At 65.7% G+C, this 15,718-nt stretch carries 15 protein-coding genes; all 15 read left to right on the top strand.

The genetic code is table 11. The features are described 5' to 3' along the window. Position 1 precedes the first annotated feature (1 nt). The 15 genes from OG300_RS24040 (at position 2) to OG300_RS23970 (ending at position 15,686) form a co-directional block, all read left to right on the top strand. Complete coding sequence (locus OG300_RS24040; protein ID WP_405485193.1) at positions 2–1,099, top strand: MlaD family protein; 1,098 nt, start codon at positions 2–4, stop codon at positions 1,097–1,099. Continuing rightward, positions 1,096–2,148 (top strand): MCE family protein, encoded by a 1,053-nt coding sequence (locus OG300_RS24035; protein ID WP_405485191.1) that lies wholly within the window; start codon positions 1,096–1,098, stop codon positions 2,146–2,148. Before OG300_RS24040 ends, OG300_RS24035 begins: the two co-directional genes overlap by 4 nt. Continuing rightward, the gene (locus tag OG300_RS24030) at positions 2,145–3,200 is read left to right on the top strand and encodes an MCE family protein (protein ID WP_405485189.1); all 1,056 of its coding nucleotides are present in this window, start codon (positions 2,145–2,147) and stop codon (positions 3,198–3,200) included. The genes OG300_RS24035 and OG300_RS24030 overlap by 4 nt, the downstream gene beginning before the upstream one ends. Continuing rightward, positions 3,200–4,318, top strand: a complete 1,119-nt coding sequence (locus tag OG300_RS24025) for an MCE family protein (RefSeq protein ID WP_405485186.1) — start codon at positions 3,200–3,202, stop codon at positions 4,316–4,318. Before OG300_RS24030 ends, OG300_RS24025 begins: the two co-directional genes overlap by 1 nt. Further along, a complete protein-coding gene (locus OG300_RS24020) occupies positions 4,315–5,403 on the top strand; it encodes an MCE family protein (protein ID WP_405485183.1) in 1,089 nt (362 codons plus the stop codon). Before OG300_RS24025 ends, OG300_RS24020 begins: the two co-directional genes overlap by 4 nt. Continuing rightward, entirely contained in the window at positions 5,400–6,593 is a 1,194-nt protein-coding gene (locus tag OG300_RS24015) for an MlaD family protein (protein ID WP_405485181.1), read from the top strand. The genes OG300_RS24020 and OG300_RS24015 overlap by 4 nt, the downstream gene beginning before the upstream one ends. Before the next feature lie 54 nt (positions 6,594–6,647). Beyond that, a complete protein-coding gene (locus OG300_RS24010; RefSeq protein ID WP_405485180.1) occupies positions 6,648–7,370 on the top strand; it encodes a hypothetical protein in 723 nt (240 codons plus the stop codon). Between the two features lie 9 nt (positions 7,371–7,379). Beyond that, positions 7,380–8,033 (top strand): TetR/AcrR family transcriptional regulator, encoded by a 654-nt coding sequence (locus tag OG300_RS24005; RefSeq protein WP_405485178.1) that lies wholly within the window; start codon positions 7,380–7,382, stop codon positions 8,031–8,033. 145 nt (positions 8,034–8,178) lie between these two features. Continuing rightward, positions 8,179–9,384, top strand: a complete 1,206-nt coding sequence (locus OG300_RS24000) for a lipid-transfer protein (protein ID WP_405485176.1) — start codon at positions 8,179–8,181, stop codon at positions 9,382–9,384. Between the two features lie 63 nt (positions 9,385–9,447). Next, a complete protein-coding gene (locus OG300_RS23995) occupies positions 9,448–9,891 on the top strand; it encodes an SRPBCC family protein (protein WP_405485174.1) in 444 nt (147 codons plus the stop codon). A 25-nt stretch (positions 9,892–9,916) separates the two neighbouring features. Continuing rightward, complete coding sequence (locus tag OG300_RS23990) at positions 9,917–10,780, top strand: MaoC/PaaZ C-terminal domain-containing protein (RefSeq protein ID WP_405485172.1); 864 nt, start codon at positions 9,917–9,919, stop codon at positions 10,778–10,780. Positions 10,781–10,848: 68 nt separating this feature from the next. After that, positions 10,849–11,721: an SDR family oxidoreductase gene (locus OG300_RS23985; RefSeq protein WP_405485170.1), complete on the top strand. Its 873-nt coding sequence runs from the start codon at positions 10,849–10,851 to the stop codon at positions 11,719–11,721. 48 nt (positions 11,722–11,769) lie between these two features. After that, entirely contained in the window at positions 11,770–13,020 is a 1,251-nt protein-coding gene (locus OG300_RS23980; RefSeq protein ID WP_405485168.1) for an acyl-CoA dehydrogenase family protein, read from the top strand. Continuing rightward, positions 13,017–13,871, top strand: a complete 855-nt coding sequence (locus OG300_RS23975) for an alpha/beta fold hydrolase (protein WP_405485166.1) — start codon at positions 13,017–13,019, stop codon at positions 13,869–13,871. Before OG300_RS23980 ends, OG300_RS23975 begins: the two co-directional genes overlap by 4 nt. 24 nt (positions 13,872–13,895) lie before the next feature. Then, positions 13,896–15,686 (top strand): AMP-dependent synthetase/ligase, encoded by a 1,791-nt coding sequence (locus OG300_RS23970; protein WP_405498639.1) that lies wholly within the window; start codon positions 13,896–13,898, stop codon positions 15,684–15,686. Positions 15,687–15,718: the final 32 nt, after the last annotated feature.

The raw sequence follows: 15,718 nt of genomic DNA, 5'->3' as shown, positions 1-15,718 counted from the left end.
CATGATCGAAGATCCCAGTGGGCGCGGCCCGACCGGTCGCCAGCTACTGCTCGCCGGAGTCGCGCTGATCGTGGTGATCGCCACGGCCACCACGCTGCTGCTACTGCGCTACAGCGGCAAGTTCACCGACAAGGTGCCGGTCGTCGCGGAGCTCACCTCCACCGGCGACGGGCTGGCCGCCGGTTCCGATGTGAAGTTCCGGGGGCTCACCGTCGGCCGGGTCCAGAGTTCGGCCGTCGCCGCGACCGGCGATATCCAGCGGGTCGCGATCGACCTGAAGCCCGAGTACGCCGACGGCGTGCCGTCCACCGTCACCGCGCGCGTGGTGCCCGCGAACATTTTCGCGGTCACCTCCATCGAGTTGCTCGACAACGGCCCGGCGAAGCCGGTGACGTCCGGCTCGGTGATCCAGCAGGATCGGACCCGGGAAACCGTTGCGCTGCAATCGGCTTTGACGACGTTCCGCAATGTGCTGACCAAGCTGGAGCCCGACAAGCTCGGACGGATCCTGACGTCGCTGTCGGACGCGCTCAACGGCAGCGCCCGGATGCCGGGCTCGACGCTCGAGCGCCTGGATCGCTGGCTGACCGCCGTGGACCAGGTGGGGATCGCCTCGGATCTGCAGAACTTCACCACTGCCGCAGCAGGTCTCAACCAATCGGCGCCCGCACTACTCGATGTCCTGAACCAGTCGGTGGCGACCGCGCGGACCATCGCCGATCGCCGAGACCGGCTGACCGCGTTGCTGACCGGCGCGAGCGGCACGGTGGACGTGGTGAACGGACTGTTCGCGCGGAACCCGAACACCGGTAAGGAACTCGTCGCCGGACTCGGTGACACCTTCGGCGCCATGGCCGCCGATCCGGATGCCCTGCCGCAGTCGATGGTCAACTTCAGTGACACCCTGCGCAAGTTCTCCACCACCTTCCACGAAGGCGCCGGCGGCGCCCTGATGTGGCAGTGGAACATCGCGGTGTCGCTCACCCCGTTCCGGCCCTACACCCGCGCCGACTGCCCGCGCTACGGCGAGCTCGCCGGGCCGAGCTGCGCCACGGCCCCGGCCGCTCCCGATACCTCGGAAGGAGGCCCGGGACAATGAGTTACCGCAAACCACTGATCGGTTTCAGCCTGTTCGCCGCGGTGTCCGTACTGCTCACCTGGATCGTCTGGTCGACACTGCAGCGCACCGTCCCCGGTGAGACCTACAGCTACTCGGCGACGTTCTCCGATGCGTATGGACTGCATCCCGGTGACGACGTGCGGATGGCGGGCGTGCGGGTGGGCCGGGTGCAATCGGTCGCGCTCGACAAGGATCACAATGCCCGGGTCGCGTTCCAGGTGCAGCGCACCCAGTCGCTGTTCACCGATACCAAAGCCATGATCCGCTACCAGAATCTGATCGGTCAGCGCTATGTCGCGCTCGCACCGGGCAAGGGTGGCGGTGCCCGGCTCGCCGACAACGGCGCTATTCCGCTGCACGCCGCGGACGGCTCGTTCCAGACCGAACCCTCCTTCGATGTGTCGGCGCTGCTGGGCGGATTCGAACCGCTGTTCAGCGCGCTGAAGCCCGATCAGATCAACTCGCTGTCGAACACGCTGATCTCGGCGCTGCAAGGCGACGACGTCTCGTTGAGCGCGTTCATCACCCAAGCCGCCGCGGTCGCCGCCGAGTTCCAGCAGCGCGACCAGATTCTCGGCGACGTGATCGACAACCTGAGCGGTGTCATCACCGGATTGGCCGCGCGCGGCGGCGAACTCGACACGCTCGTCAATCGGACCACCGACCTGGTCACCGGGTTACACGAACAGGGGCAGGCGCTCCTGGCTTCGACTCAGCAGGTGGCCGACGCGACCGGGTCGGTGGCGAACATGGTCGGGCAGGTGCAGTCTCAGCTGCGTGCGGCGCAGAACTCCACGACCGCGGCCTTCGACCTGCTGATCGGCAATGGCGCGAAGCTCGATCAGGCCGCCGTCGACCTGCCGAAGATTCTGCTCGGACTGGCGCACCTCACCGAGAACGGCGCCTACGCCAATGCCTACGCCTGTGAGCTCGACATCTCGCTGTACGGCGTGCTGTTCCCGCCGGGCATGTTGCCGTCCATCTTGAATTCCGTTCTGGGCAAACGTCATTCGGAGGTATGTCGATGAAGCTGCCGACCTGGGTGCGTCCGGCCGGGCTGATATCCCGATTCCGAAGCGCCACACCGGCTCGCCGCCATCGGCGGACCGGACTGCTCGGCGCACTCGTCATCGTCGCGCTGCTCGTCGGGTCGAGCATGTACCACTCGCTCGGTATCGGGGACAAGACCGTGTTCGCCGAATTCGCGCAGGCGGCGGGGCTGAAGTCCGGTGACAAGGTTCGGGTCGCGGGCATCGAGGTGGGCCGGGTCGCGGACGCCGAGATCGAGGGCGATCACGTGCTGGCGTCACTGCACATCGACAGCGGCCTGGAGCTCGGGCCGGATGCCGCTGCGGAGATCAAGACCTCGACGATTCTCGGTGGTACCTATGTCGCGCTGGTGACCGGTCACGGAAACGGATTGCCGGGACGGCGAATCACGCTGTCGCACACGGTGGTTCCCTTCAATCTCGCCAAGATCGTGCAGGATCCGGACTATCCCTCGCAGTTCGATCGCCTCGAGGGCATCGACACCGGCAAGGTCGCCGACGCGATCGGAGTGCTCGGCACGCAGCTCGGCGATTCACCGCAGCTCGCCGCGACGGCGCTCGATAGCGTTGGCGCACTGGCGAAGACGATCGACGCCCGGCGCGGGCAGGTGGAGGCGCTGGTCAAGAGCCTGGACCAGGTCGCGGGCATCCTCGACGACAACCGGAACAACATTCTGCTGATCATGGTGAAGGCCGGTGCGATCGGCGACCGGGTCAACGAACGCAAGCAGATGGTCCAGGGGCTGCTGGACAATATGGCGACGCTCTCGCGCCAGTTCCAGGCGATCGGTGCGGACAACGACGAACAGTTCGGGCCGATGATCGCCCAGCTGGCCACCATGGGCGCGGGTCTCGAGAAGAACCGGCAGCAGCTCGACCAGTTGCTGCAGGTCATGCCGATCGCGGTGCGCCAGGTCAACAATGCCTTCGGCAATGGCAATTACGGCGATGTCTGGGCGCCCTGGGGGCCCATTACCGACCAGATGCTCTGTGGTGTTCCCGGAGCTCCGATTATCCAGGGGTGCCGGTGATGAGACTGCGCAGTATCGTCATGGCCGCGGTTGCGGTCTGTGCCGTGGCGGCGACCGGTGGCTGTGGGGTGCTCGCCGAGCACGGGCCCTTCGCCGACAAGATCCATGTGACAGCCGATTTCGCGAATATCGCGGGCGTATACGAGGGCAATGACGTCTCGCTGCTCGGGTTGAAGATCGGCCAGATCGACAAGATCGTGGCGCACGGCACCTACGTCACCGTGTGGATGACCATCACCGCGCGCACCCCGGTCCCGGCCGATGCCATCGCCGCGACACTCTCGCCTTCGCTGGTGACCAACCGGCACATCGAGTTGGCACCCGCCTACTCCGGCAAGGGGCCGAAACTCGCTGACGGGGACCATATTCCGTGCGGCAGCCCCTGTGGAATGACGGGTCCGGCACGCACCCGGACCCCGGTCGACCTGGACCGGGTGCTGGCCACCGTCGACAGCATCGCCACCTCCCTGAAGAGCAAGGGCGGCGCCGAGGGGCCGCTGTCGGGTGCGGCGCTCGCAGAAGTGCTGCGTGGTAATGGCGACAAGATCAGGGAGACGATCACCGCGCTGTCACAGGCGGTGCGGCTGGGCGTCGACAATGGCGACGCCATCTCCCGAATCGTGGTCCGGCTCAACGACATCACGCAGATCATCGCCGGTAACGATCAGGCGGTCCGCGACTTCAGCGGCCAGACCACCCAGCTGAGCCAGCTGCTCGCCGATCAGGCCCCCGGCCTGCAGGCGGTGCTCACCCAGCTCAACGACTTCCTCGCCAACACCGCCACGGTGCTGCAGCAGCATCGCGGTCAGCTCGGCGATGCCCTGACCGGGCTCACCGCCACCACCGGCCAGCTGAAAGACAACGCGCGCAACCTGATCGAGATCGTCGATGTCACGCCACTGCTGTTCGGCAATATCGACAGCGCGGTGCTGCGCGATCAGGGGCAGATCCGGCTGCATTTCCTGGTGGACAAGTCATTGCTCGACGGCGAGGCGTTGAGCCTGTTCTGCTCCCGGATCCAAATGCGGTCCGACGGCTGCCGCACCGGCAAGCTCTCGGACTTCGGCCCGGACTTCGGTCTCACCGCCCTGCTGCTCGGATTGACGGATACCAAATGACATTCACTCGTACGCGCCTGCTCACGCCGCTGCTGGTGACCGCCGCGCTCGGCTCGATGACCGGCTGCGGCGTCACCGTCGAGGACCTGCCGCTGCCCCGGCCGGGCGTCGGCTCGAACGGCTACACCATCCACGCGATCTTCGGCAATGCGCTCAACCTGCCCGCATCCGCCCACGTGAAGATCGGCGGATCGGATGTCGGTGAGGTCACCACGATCTCGACCCGCGATTTCCTCGCCGACGTCCAGATGAGTATTCGCGGTGACGTCCAGCTGCCGGCGAACGCGACCGCCGAACTCCGGCAGGCGACCCCGCTCGGCGATGTGTTCGTTGCGATCACGCTCCCCCCGCGCACACCCGACCAGCGGCTGCTGCGTCCCGGCGACACGATCGCGCAGCAGAACACCTCGGCGGGCGCTTCGGTCGAGGACCTCCTGCTGTCGGTTGCCACGCTGGTCAACGGCGGTGCGCTGAATCGGATCGCCAACGTGGCCACCGAGCTGGATTCGATGGTCGCCGGGCGCGGCCCGGTGCTCTCGCATCTGATCACCGAAATGACTTCCGTGACAACGGCATTGAACCAGCGCTCCGACCAATTCGACGGCCTGCTCGGGCAGCTGAACGGCGTGTTCGCGCAATTCGAGCAGCGCCGCACCGAGCTGGGGGCCGTCGCCGACACCGTCCCGGGGATGATCGGTGCGATCGCCGACGACAACAAGAAGATCGGCGAGCTGCTCGGCAAGATCGCAGTCACCAGCGGGGCTCTCGGCGATTTCGCCCAGACCTCGACGAACGACCTGGCGGCATTGCTCGACAGCACCGCCAAGCTGACCTCCAGCCTCGCCCGCATGGGCGACAACTTCGCGGGTACGCTCGACGCCCTGCACGAGGTCACACCGAAACTACTGAGCACCTTGCGCGGCAACGCCATGGCCTTCTACGGCACCGCGACCTACCTGGGTATCGGGGCGCTCTACGACCCCGGCAGCAAGTTCCCCGACGGCACCGACGCCAATGCCTTTGCCGGCAGCCTGCTCGATGTGCTGCAGCGGGTCTACGCCCGCGTGACAGGAGGCCAACGATGACCCTGCTGCGGGGACTGCTGCGGCGCAAGGTGCTGCTGACCAATCTCGGGCTGGTGTTCGCGCTGATTCTCGGCGGCAGCTACCTGTTCGTGGGTCTGGCCGGGATCGACCCGCTGCGTGATACCTACACGGTCCGGATCGAGCTGACCCGCTCCGGCGGGCTGATGAACAACAGCGATGTCACCCTGCGCGGCTACCGCATCGGCCGGATCAGCTCGATCCGATTGACCGGCAGCGGGCTCGAGGCGCTCGCGCGAATCGATTCCTCCGCGCGCGTACCGGCGGGGGGAGTCGTTGCCGTGCAGTCACTTTCGGCGGTGGGGGAGCAGTATCTGGACTTCCGGCCGACCACCGACGACGGACCCTACCTGTCGGACGGCGCGGTGGTCCTCGCCAAGGACGTCACCACCCCGGTACCGATGGCCGATGTGCTGCAGAATTCGGAGGCCTTGATCGCTCAGCTCGATCCGGCCACCGATCCGAATCGATTCCAGACCATCGTCGACGAGCTCGACAAGGCGCTCGGCGGCGGACCCGACCAGCTGCGCAATCTCGTGTCCGGGATCAGCGCCATCACCGTCGGCATGGACAACCTGCTGCCGCAAACCGTTGCGCTGCTGCGGAATCTGCGGACGATCGCGGCCACGACCGCGCAGATCCAACCGGATCTGAGCACCCTGACCCGCAATTCGAGCACCCTGTTCGGGCAGCTCTCTGCCGCGGACGGCGAACTGCGTCGCATGCTCGACCTCGGGCCAGGGCAACTCGCGACGCTCGGCGGAGTGCTGAGCGAAACCACCGATCCGGTCACCGATCTCGCGACGAACTTCCTGGCGATCGCCCGTTCGGCCCGGCTGCGCACCCCCGCGATTCGGGAGCTGTTCCCGGCACTGCGCGACGGCGCGGGTGCGCTCGGGATACCGATCCACGGCGGCCAATTCAACACCCTCGTCGATATCTGGCCGCGCCCGACCTGCGAATACGAGACCGTGCCGGTATCGCCGACGCAGCTCAGCGGGCCCACCGTCCGGCGGTGGAACTACTGCGTCACCAATAACCCCGCGCTGCAGATCCGCGGATCGGCCAATGCGCCGCGACCCGATCTGCCCGACAACGGCGCGACCCGGCCGCCAGGCGTGGATCCGGACGAGTACTCGATTCCGGTCGACACCGGGAATCCGCCGCACTGACCTTGGCCGCGAAATCCTCTGCCCGGCTACGAGTTCGACAAAAGTGAGAACCAGATGACCTCCACCAGTACCGATCCCGCAGTACCGACCGATCCGCCGGAAGCCTCGACGGCCTCATCGCCGCCTGCCGATCCGCCGGAAAAGCATACGGCCTCATCCTCGCCGGACGACGTGGCCGCGGCCGCAGTGGTCGACGAAGGTGCCGATGCCGAACCGGACGCCGAGTCCGTGCCGGTCGATCCGAAGCGCCGCTGGTCGCGCCCGGTCCGCATCGCGGCGGTGGCGGTGGTCGTGTCGGTGCCGATCTCCTTGGCCGCCTTCGCATTCGTCCGCTACCACAGCAGCCAGGACACCATCCACGCCGAGAGCTCCGCCCGCGACGTGGCGTGTGCCTACGCCAAGACGATGACGAACTACGACGCCCAGAGCATCGACAGTTACATCTCGACCGTCCTGGCCGGGGCCACCGGGGATTTCAAGACGGAGTTCGCCAAGACCAGCAATGAACTCAAGGACGTGATCGTCCAGGCGAAGATCACCTCCCAGAACCGGGATGCCCGATGCGGTGTCGAGTCCGCGAACGACAGCCGCGCGGAAGTCGTTGTCGCCATGAGCGTGTCCATCAGCAGCCTCGGCACTCAGGGTCAGCCGGTGCCGAGCCAGATCTCGCTGGTGGCGTCGCTGGACAAGGTCGACGGCCACTGGCTGGTCAGCAAGCTCGACGCACCCGCCCTGCAACCGCTGAAGGCCGCCGAACCCGCCACGCCCGCGAAATAACGGGCCCGAATGATCGCGGGTGCGGGAGACGTAAGCAGCGGTCTGCAGGAACAGCGCATCGCGAACACCCGGGCTCGGATATTGGACGCCACCGTCGATTGCCTTGCTGCGTACGGGTACTCGGGAACGACGATGGTGCGGATCGCCGAGCGGGCGAAGGTGAGCCGTGGAGCTCAGGTGCACCACTTCTGGTCGAAGACCGGTCTGGTGCGCGCGGTGATTCCGCACCTCGCGGCCGCGAGTTCGGCTGCTCTGGCACGGGAGATCGGCCGGTCCGTAGCGGTTGCCGATCCACTGGATGATGCGCTGCGGCTGCTGCGGGAGGTCTATCGCGGTCCGGAGTTCGCGGCGATCGTGGAGCTGTGGATCGCGGGGCGCACCGATTCGGCGCTCGCGAGTGAGCTGGCCCTGTTGGAGCGAACCACCACGTCGAACTTCTCGATGGCGCTGCGACCGGCGTTTCCGGGTCGAGAGTCGAGCCCTGAGTTCAAGTCGTTCGTCGGCTGCGCGATGGTCGCGGTAGTGGGGGCGCTGTTGGCCAACCTGGTGGATCTCGACCCATCGCGGGCGCGGCGGCGATGGGAACAGGCAGTCGACGGCTTGCGGATCACGGCTGCGGAGGTGTGGCGGGAACAGGGCTCCAGCGCGTCACGGGCCCTCTGATATTGGGCTATTCGAGATTCACATACCGATGTCAAATATCATCCAGACTGGACTGTTGCCTACTTACATGCAGATGTGTATGTTAATTGAAAATCTCTCGCTGCGGCGCGGTGGGGAGTTGGGGTATCGCAACAGGAGGTGTTCAATGACGAACAGGGTCTTTGTCGTCGGCGTCGGCATGACGAAATTCGAGAAGCCCGGGCGTCGCAAGAACGAGGACGGCAGTGCCTGGGACTACCCGCAGATGGCGCGCGAATCCGGTACCAAGGCGCTCGCGGATGCGGGGATCGACTATTGCGAGGTGCAGGAGGCCTACGTCGGTTACGTCTACGGCGAATCCACCTCCGGGCAGCGCGCGGTCTACGAGCTCGGCATGACCGGCATCCCGGTCGCCAATGTCAACAACAACTGTTCGACGGGCTCCACCGCGCTCTACCTGGCGGCACGGGCCATCAAGGGCGGTCTCGCGGACTGCACGCTGGCGCTCGGCTTCGAGAAGATGAACCCCGGCTCGCTCGGCACCATGTACGAGGACCGCGAGCAGCCGATGGCCAACCATATGGAGAAGCTGGCGCAGATCTCCGAGGTGCTCTTCCCGCCCGCACCCTGGATGTTCGGCGCCGCCGGTCGCGAGCACATGAAGGAATTCGGCACCACCGCTGAGCATTTCGCGAAGGTCGGGTACAAGAACCACAAGCACTCGGTCAACAATCCGTACGCGCAGTTCCAGGACGAGTACACCCTGGAGGAGATTCTCGGCTCGCGGATGATCTACGACCCGCTGACCAAGCTGCAGTGCTCGCCCACCTCGGACGGTTCCGGCGCGGCGATCCTCGCCAGCGAGGCGTTCGTCGACAAGCACGGGCTCGCCGGGCAGGCGGTGGAGATCGTCGGTCAGGCCATGACCACCGACTTCGAATCCAGCTTCGACGGGACCGCCAAGAACATCATCGGCTACGACATGAATGTGCAAGCCGCGCAGCAGGTTTACCGGCAGGCCGGACTCGGCGCCGAGGACTTCCAGGTCATCGAGCTGCACGACTGCTTCTCCGCCAACGAACTGCTGCTGTACGAGGCCCTGGGTCTGTGCGCGGCGGGTGAAGCGGGCGCGTTGATCGACGCGGGCGACACCACCTACGGCGGCCGGTGGGTCGTCAATCCCTCCGGCGGCCTCATCTCCAAGGGGCATCCCCTGGGCGCGACGGGTTTGGCGCAGTGCGCCGAACTCACCTGGCAGCTGCGCGGTACCGCGGACCAGCGTCAGGTCGAGAACGTCACCGCCGCACTGCAACACAATATCGGGCTCGGTGGCGCGGCCGTCGTCACCGCCTACCAGCGCGCCGAACGCTGAGCCTGCGCAGCGTTATTCAACGCAGTGCTGATCATCGCCGAAATCTGAACGAGGAGAACGAAAATGGGACACGTCGAAGCCACCAAGGAACTGGCCGCCACCCCCGCGGCCGTGTGGAGCGTCATCTCCGACCCGCAGACGTGGGACAAGTGGTTCACCATCCACGACGGCTGGCTCGAGGAGCCCCCGGCCACCCTGTCGCTGGGCACCAAACTGGTCGAGAAGATCGTCATGCTCGGGATGGCCAACAAGCTCGAGTGGAACATCGTCGCGTTCGACGAGCAGTCCAAGATCACCCTCGCGGGCACCGGTATGGCGGGCGTGAAGGTCGAATTCTCCTTCCTCGTCGAGTCCGCCGCGGCCGGCTCCAAGTTCTCCGTCCTTGGTGACTTCGAGGGCGCGTTGATCAAGGGTGCACTCGGTAAGGCGGTCGAGAAGGACTTCGGCAAGCAGCTCGACAAGTCCGTCGCGCAGTTGGACGCGCTCGCCGTCGGCGCAGCGGCCTGATTCCGGAATTGGAAGGACGGCAACGATGTCCGAGGGAGAACTGGCATTCGACGATGCCGGTCTGAATGTATGGAGCGACGAGGAGAAGTTCACGGTCGAACGTGAGCGCCTCGTCGAATACGCCAAGGCGACCAATGATCCCATCGCAGTGCATCTGAGCGGCGATCTCGCGCCGCCGGTGTTCGCCATCGTCCCGGTGTTCGATTCGATGCTCTCACCGGCGCTGGATGTGGTGCCGCTCGAGCTGATCGGGCGAGGTGTGCACGGCGAGCAGGATTTCCGCTTCCACCGACCGATCAGGCCGGGCGATGTGCTGATCTCCCGGGCCCAGATGACCGGCTACGAGGGTCTGGAGAACGGCACTCGCGCAGCGGTTTTCATCGAATGTCGCACCGAGTCGGGCGAACTCGTCAACGAACAGTACGTGACGATGTTCTTCCGCGGCTTCGATGCGGGCAAGGTGACGGGCGAGCTCACCCCGGGGCACAAGTTCGAGCCGAGCCTGCGCGAGGAAGCGCCGCTCGCCACCCTGGTGCAGCACGTCGACAAGGACCAGACGTTCCGGTACGCACCGGCGTCGGGCGATCCGATGCCGATCCACCTCGACGAGGAAGTCGCCAGGGACGCCGGTCTGCCCGGCATCATCGCGCACGGACTCTGCACCATGGCCTTCACCTCCTGGGCGGTGCTGACACAGGTCGGCGGCTCGGATGTGAACCGGCTGAAGCGATTCGCGGTGCGCTTCTCCAAGATGGTGCTCCCCGGTGACGAACTGGAGACGCGGATCTGGCGTAAGGGGTCCGAGAACGGCGTCACCACCTACGCCTTCGAGACCGCCCGTGGTGCGGACTTCGTCATCACCGACGGCCTGGCGGAAATCGCCGACTGAAACTCGCCACGGCGCGCGTGAATTCCCGGGCGCCGCGGCGGCACCGACTACAACAGGAGTGAATGACCATGGGTGCATTGGCAGGGCGCGTCGCCGTCATCACCGGCGCCGGTCGCGGCATCGGCCGTGAGCACGCGCTGCTTTTCGCGAAGGAGGGCGCGTCCGTTGTGGTGAACGACCTCGGCGGCAGCAACTCCGGTGAAGGCGCCGATATCGGGCCCGCACAGGAAGTCGTCGACGAGATCCTCGCCGCGGGCGGCAAAGCTGTCGCCAATACCGACAATGTCGCGACCTGGGCGGGTGCGCAAGCGCTTGTCGCGCAGGCGATCAGCGAGTTCGGCGGCCTGGACGTGGTGGTGAACAACGCGGGCATTCTGCGGGACAACTTCATCGCGACCATGGAGGAGGCGCAGTGGGATGCGGTGCTGGCGGTTCACCTGAAAGGCCATGCGGCAGTGCTGCATCACGCGGCCGCCTACTGGAAGGCGCAGTCCAAGGCCGGTAATCAGCCCAACGCAGCAGTCATCAATACGGCGTCGGCGTCGGGGATCACGGTGCCGCAGGCGGGGCAGACCAATTACGGTGCGGCCAAGGCGGGGATCGCCGCACTGACGCTGGTCGCCGCCGATGAGCTCGAACGCTACGGCGTGCGGGTGAACGCGATCGCGCCGATCGCTCGCACGCGGCTCACCGAGGCCACCCCGGGCATGGGTGCGATCTTCTCCGCCGAGGTGGAAGAAGGCGAATACGACTACTTCAGCCCGGCCAATATTTCCCCGGTCGTCGCCTACCTCGCGACGGAGAAGTGCCCGCTGACCGGTCAGGTGTTCGCGGTGCAGGGCGGTGCGATCTCCACTCTCGCGGGCTGGCACGACGTGAAGACGATCGAGGCCGACGGGCCATGGCTGATCGACGATATCGCCGCCCGCCTGCCCGACTGATTCGCGATCGCCCGCCGAAGCGCACTGCCGTACAAAGGAGTACACGCCATGATCGAGTGGTCCGAGACCGACCTGATGATCCGCGACAGCATCAAGGGATTCATCGACAAAGAAATCCGTCCCCAGATCGATGACCTCGAACATGGCGATCTCCCGCCCTACGAGATCATCCGCAAGATGTTCGCCGCCTTCGGCGTCAGCGATATGGCGCGGGAGACCTTCGCCAAGACGATCGCCCGGGAGAAGGCGAAGGTCGCCGCGCTCGCGGCCGGTGAAGAGTTGCCGCCCAGAAAGAAGTCGAGCGGCGGCGGCATGCCGATCTCGATGCTGCTGGTCGCGTTCTCCGAGATCTGCAAAGTGTCGATGGGCGTCTCCACCGCGGCCGGAGTCAGCGTCAGCATGGCCGCGACCACGATCATGAGCCGGGGCACCATCGCGCAGAAGGAACGCTGGGCGCTGGATCTGCTGACCTTCGACAAGGTCGGCTCATGGGCGATCACCGAACCCGATGCGGGCTCGGATGCGTTCGGCGGCATGCAGACTACGGTCAAACGCGACGGTGACGACTACCTGCTCAATGGGCAGAAGACCTTCATCACCAACGGTCCCTACGCCGACACCATGGTCGTCTACGCGAAGCTCGACGATGGCACCGGTGCGGACAAGCGCACCCGCCCGGTGCTCACCTTTGTTCTGGACAAGGGGATGGAGGGGCTGACCCAGTCCAAGCCGTTCCGCAAGATGGGTATGCATTCCTCACCGACCGGGCAGCTGTTCTTCGACAATGTGCGCCTGGGCAAGGATCGTCTGCTCGGTGAGACCGAGGAGAACAAGGGCGGCGACGGACGCGCCAGTGCCCGAGCGAATTTCACCTTTGAACGCGTCGGGGTCGGTGCGATGTCGCTGGGCATCATCGAGGAGTGCCAGCGGCTCAGCATCGAGTACGCGCAGTCACGTCAGCTGTGGGGCAAGCGAATCGGCGACTTCCAGCTGATTCAGCTCAAGCTCGCGAAGATGGAGATCGCGCGAATCAACGTGCAGAACATGGTCTTCCGGGCAGTGGAGATGGCGGCTGCGGGCAAGCCGCTGAGCCTGGCCGAGGCTTCGGCGATCAAGCTCTACAGCTCCGAGGCCGCCACCGAAGTGGCGATGGAGGCCGTGCAATTGTTCGGCGGCAACGGCTATATGAGCGAGTACCGCGTGGAACAGCTCGCGCGGGACGCGAAGTCGCTGATGATCTACGCGGGCAGTAATGAGGTCCAGGTGACCCACATCGCCAAGGGGCTACTGGGGAAATGATCACCGAGACCCGCGCGTCCTACAACGGCGTGCACACGCGGGTGCTTTCGGTCGCGGGCACGGGACTGCCGATCGTGTTGTTGCACGGCTTCGCCGACAGCGCCGATACCTGGCGCGGGCTGATGGCGGAATTCGAGGCGGCGGGACGCTCGGCGATCGCCGTCGATCTGCCGGGTTTCGGTGCGGCCGATGCGCTCGCGCCGGGGGACTACCTGCCCCAACTCGACGCCTTCGCGGCAGCGCTGGTGGCCGAGCTGGGTCCGGTGGTATTGGTCGGCAATTCACTCGGAGCCTGTACCGCGGTGCGGGCCGCATCGCGCGGCTCACGCGATATCCGGGGAGTCGTCGCGGTGGACGAGCCGGTGCTCGCCGCACATTGGCTCGCACGCATGGCGCGGGGCCGCAGTGACCCGTTCCGGCTACTCGGAAAGCGACTGCGCCTGCCGAAAGTCGCGCACCAGCAGGCGATGCGAGCGGTGTTCGTGCGGCTGCTCTACGGCGATCCGGGAACGGCCGACCCCGAGGTGGTCGCGCGATTCACCGACCAGGTCCCCGATACCGCGGATGCCCTGCTGATGCTGACGAATGCTCGTCAATTCGGACTCGAGACCGCCGCCGGATACGACCTGGCGCGTTTCGCCTGCCCATTGCTCGTCGTCCACGGGCGCAAGGACCGAATAATTCCTGTGCATGCCAGCGTGCGGCTGCACGAATCCGTCCCCGGCAGCACGCTGATCGTCATGCCCGAGTCCGGGCATTGCCCCCAGCTCGACGATCCGTCGGGCTTGACCGCACATGTGCTGCGATTCCTCGATTCGACACTCGATGGCCGGAACCATCGAACGGGATAGGTGGAGAGTTCCTCAGTGACTGAAATGATTGTGGCCGAATCGAATTCGACGGCACCGCGCACGCTGTGCGAGGCGTTCCAGATGAATGTCACGCGGTATGCGGACCGGGTCGCGTTGCGCACGCCGGGTGGCGTCGAACAGGTGACCTGGCGCGAATACGGCAAGCGGGTGCGCGCGATCGCGTCCGGCTTGGCCGGATTCGATATCGGTAAGGGCGACACCGTCGCGCTGATGCTGACGAACCGCCCCGAGTTTCATCTGTGCGATACCGCAGTGCTGCACACCGGGGCGACACCGTTCTCGATGTACAACACGAACCCGTCGGAGATGCTGGCCCACCTCTTCGAGAACTCCGACTGTCGCCTGGTGATCTGCGAAGAACAGTTCGTGCCACAGGTACTCGCGGCGGCGAAGCTGGGCGGCAATGTCGAACACGTGGTGTGCGTGGACGGCGAGGTCGATGGTGTGGTCGCCCTCGATGACGTCGAGAAGGCGCCGGCCGCCGGATTCGATTTCGACTCGACCTGGCAGCAGGTCGACGGAGACGATGTGCTGACGATCGTTTACACCTCGGGCACCACCGGCATGCCGAAGGGTGTCGAGCTCACCCATTCGAACTTCATCGCCAATGCTGAAACGCTCGATGAACTGGGTGGAATCGGCGTCGATGATCGGGTGGTGTCGTATCTGCCCGATGCGCACGCGGCGAACCGGTGGATCTCGCACTACTCGAATCTGCTGTATGGCGCCCAGGTGACGACCGTCGCCGATCGCACTCAGGTGCTCGCGGCCTTGTCCGACGCGCGGCCGACGCTGTTCGGGGGCGTCCCACAGATGTGGATCAAGATCAAGGCCGCGTTGGAGTCGTCGGTGGCCGAGGACCCCAGCCTCGTCAAACGGGCGTTGGCGGACTGGGCGCTGAAAGTCGGGCAGGACAGGGCGCGTCGGGAATCCGACCGCGGTTGTGTTCCTTTCGCATTGCGGGCCCAGCACGCGGTGGCCGACAGGTTGGTGCTGTCGAAGGTGCGGGCGAAGCTGGGCCTGGATCAGGTCCGCATCGGCGTATCGGGTGCCGCGCCCATCCCGCCCGAGGTGCACCGATTCATGCTCGCTCTCGGCATCACCGTGTGCGAGGCGTGGGGCATGTCCGAACTGACGGCGGCGGCCACGGTCAACCGGCCGGACGATATTCGAGTGGGAACAGTGGGCCGCGCGGTACCGGGCGCCCGGATCAAGGTCGCCGACGACGGTGAGCTGCTGGTGCGCGGGCCCATGATGATGCGGGGCTACCGCAACGATCCCGAAAAGACCGCTGAGGCAATCGATTCCGAGGGTTGGCTGCGCACCGGTGATATCGGGACCATCGATGACGACGGGTTCGTGCGGATCGTCGACCGCAAGAAGGAACTGATCATCAATACGTCGGGGAAGAATATGTCGCCGACACATATCGAGAACGCCGTCATCGTCGAATGTTCTTTGGTCGGGTCGGTAGTCGCGATCGGCGATCGGCGTCCCTATATCACCGCGCTGGTGACCCTCGACCCGATTGCCGTTGCCGCGTTCGCGGACAAGCACGGACTGGGTACGGCATCGGTGCGCGAGCTGTCCGCGCACCCGGCGATCAAGGCCGCGTTCGATGCGGGGATCGCGGCGGCGAACAGCAAACTTTCACGGGTCGAGCAGATCAAGAAGTACACGATTCTCCCCGATGTCTGGGAGCCGGGCAGCGACACGGTGACACCCACCATGAAGCTCAAGCGCAAGCCGATCGATGCGAAGTACGCGCGCGAAATCGACGCACTGTACGCCTGAGCGCCCTGATCCGACGCCTTGAAAGGCATTCT

Source organism: Nocardia sp. NBC_00511 (assembly GCF_045161165.1).
Taxonomy (GTDB): domain Bacteria; phylum Actinomycetota; class Actinomycetes; order Mycobacteriales; family Mycobacteriaceae; genus Nocardia.
The sequence above is the reverse complement of the archived record's forward strand: the minus strand, read 5'-3'. Positions and strand labels throughout refer to the sequence as shown.

Excerpts from the sequence above, each read along its gene's own strand:
- OG300_RS24000 (WP_405485176.1), top strand. The coding sequence starts at position 8,179 with ATGACGAACAGGGTCTTTGTCGTCGGCGTCGGCATGACGAAATTCGAG.
- OG300_RS23975 (WP_405485166.1), top strand. The coding sequence starts at position 13,017 with ATGATCACCGAGACCCGCGCGTCCTACAACGGCGTGCACACGCGGGTG.
- OG300_RS24020 (WP_405485183.1), top strand. The coding sequence starts at position 4,315 with ATGACATTCACTCGTACGCGCCTGCTCACGCCGCTGCTGGTGACCGCC.
- OG300_RS24005 (WP_405485178.1), top strand. The coding sequence starts at position 7,380 with ATGATCGCGGGTGCGGGAGACGTAAGCAGCGGTCTGCAGGAACAGCGC.
- OG300_RS23995 (WP_405485174.1), top strand. The coding sequence starts at position 9,448 with ATGGGACACGTCGAAGCCACCAAGGAACTGGCCGCCACCCCCGCGGCC.
- OG300_RS23985 (WP_405485170.1), top strand. The coding sequence starts at position 10,849 with ATGGGTGCATTGGCAGGGCGCGTCGCCGTCATCACCGGCGCCGGTCGC.
- OG300_RS23990 (WP_405485172.1), top strand. The coding sequence starts at position 9,917 with ATGTCCGAGGGAGAACTGGCATTCGACGATGCCGGTCTGAATGTATGG.
- OG300_RS23970 (WP_405498639.1), top strand. The coding sequence starts at position 13,896 with ATGATTGTGGCCGAATCGAATTCGACGGCACCGCGCACGCTGTGCGAG.
- OG300_RS24010 (WP_405485180.1), top strand. The coding sequence starts at position 6,648 with ATGACCTCCACCAGTACCGATCCCGCAGTACCGACCGATCCGCCGGAA.
- OG300_RS24030 (WP_405485189.1), top strand. The coding sequence starts at position 2,145 with ATGAAGCTGCCGACCTGGGTGCGTCCGGCCGGGCTGATATCCCGATTC.
- OG300_RS24035 (WP_405485191.1), top strand. The coding sequence starts at position 1,096 with ATGAGTTACCGCAAACCACTGATCGGTTTCAGCCTGTTCGCCGCGGTG.
- OG300_RS24015 (WP_405485181.1), top strand. The coding sequence starts at position 5,400 with ATGACCCTGCTGCGGGGACTGCTGCGGCGCAAGGTGCTGCTGACCAAT.
- OG300_RS23980 (WP_405485168.1), top strand. The coding sequence starts at position 11,770 with ATGATCGAGTGGTCCGAGACCGACCTGATGATCCGCGACAGCATCAAG.
- OG300_RS24025 (WP_405485186.1), top strand. The coding sequence starts at position 3,200 with ATGAGACTGCGCAGTATCGTCATGGCCGCGGTTGCGGTCTGTGCCGTG.
- OG300_RS24040 (WP_405485193.1), top strand. The coding sequence starts at position 2 with ATGATCGAAGATCCCAGTGGGCGCGGCCCGACCGGTCGCCAGCTACTG.